1 protein-coding gene and 2 pseudogenes are annotated in these 1,251 nt (G+C 34.9%); 2 read left to right on the top strand and 1 reads right to left on the bottom strand.

Annotated features, from left to right (window positions below; translation table 11 throughout):
• Nucleotides 1-393, top strand: a pseudogene (locus ABWO04_RS12010) (ATP-dependent DNA helicase); the annotation flags it as partial.
• A 41-nt stretch (nucleotides 394-434) separates the two neighbouring features.
• A complete protein-coding gene (locus ABWO04_RS12005; RefSeq protein WP_353079914.1) occupies nucleotides 435-1,055 on the top strand; it encodes an L-threonylcarbamoyladenylate synthase in 621 nt (206 codons plus the stop codon).
• A 73-nt stretch (nucleotides 1,056-1,128) separates the two neighbouring features.
• Here the strand turns inward: ABWO04_RS12005 and ABWO04_RS12000 are convergent.
• Nucleotides 1,129-1,251 (bottom strand): annotated as a pseudogene (locus tag ABWO04_RS12000) (hydrogen peroxide-inducible genes activator); the annotation flags it as partial.

Genomic DNA, 1,251 nt, shown 5'->3' with positions numbered 1-1,251 from the left:
GAATATTTGGAATATATGAATCCGATAGATTCGGGTTACCGATACAAACCATCTATGGATATTGATATTTTTGGCGATGTGGATAAATCTAAATTACGATTGGCGAAACCAACAGCAGGAACACCACCTGAATACATTACCAAAAACGAACCTGTTTCGTCTGTAAATATTAGAAGATTAAAACCATTGAGTAGTGGTGCAGGTAGCTCTAACAGCAATTTTACAGATGCTAATTTAGCAGTTGGAAATATTGTAATGCACGAACGTTTTGGAAAAGGCGAAATCGTAGGTTTAGAAGGCGTTGGAGCCGACAAAAAAGCAGAAATTCGTTTTGATGTTGGTGGCTTGAAGAAGCTGCTGTTGCGCTTTGCAAAGTTGAATGTGATTGGATAACGCTATAAGCATTAAGCTTACTGCATAAAGCAAAAAATAATATGGCAGAATTCATAAAAATATACGAAGACAAACCAAATGAAACAGCCATTAAAAAAGTAGTGGAAGTTTTAAAAAACGGTGGATTGGTCATTTACCCAACGGATACGGTTTATGGTTTAGGTTGCGATATTACCAATTCTCGTGCGTTGGAAAAATTAGCGAAAATTAAAGGTGTGAAGTTAGAAAAAGCAAATTTTTCTTTTGTTTGTAGTAGTTTAAGTAATATTTCAGATTACGTAAAGCAAATTGATACGCCAACTTTTAAAATTTTAAAACGAGCGTTACCTGGGGCGTATACGTTTATTTTACCAGGAAATAACGACTTACCAAAAGACTTCCGTAAGAAAAAAACAGTCGGAATTCGAGTGCCAGATAATAATATTGCCATTCAAATTGTGGAAATGTTAGGAAATCCAATAGTTTCAACATCCATTCACGATGAAGATGAGGTAATTGAATATTCCACCGATCCAGAATTAATTTTTGAGAAATGGCAAAACCAAGTCGATTTAGTTATTGATGGCGGTTACGGCGAAAACATCGCATCAACCATCATCGATTTAACCGGTCACGAACCAATTATTGTACGAGAAGGTAAAGGTGATGTAAATGTTATATAAAATTCCAAATCCAAAATTCCAAATTCGTAAATCGTAAATCCCAAATCGTAAATCCTAAATCCCAAATCGTAAATTACTTCGGGCTTACAATTTCCACATCACTAAACGCAATCGCACCTCGAACCACACCTTGAATGGTTGTTTTTAACGCATCAATAATATGAATTTTTAATTCGTTTTTAGAGAAAATTAAACT

Source organism: Flavobacterium sp., assembly GCF_040382755.1.
Taxonomy (GTDB): domain Bacteria; phylum Bacteroidota; class Bacteroidia; order Flavobacteriales; family Flavobacteriaceae; genus Flavobacterium.
The sequence above is the reverse complement of the archived record's forward strand: the minus strand, read 5'-3'. Positions and strand labels throughout refer to the sequence as shown.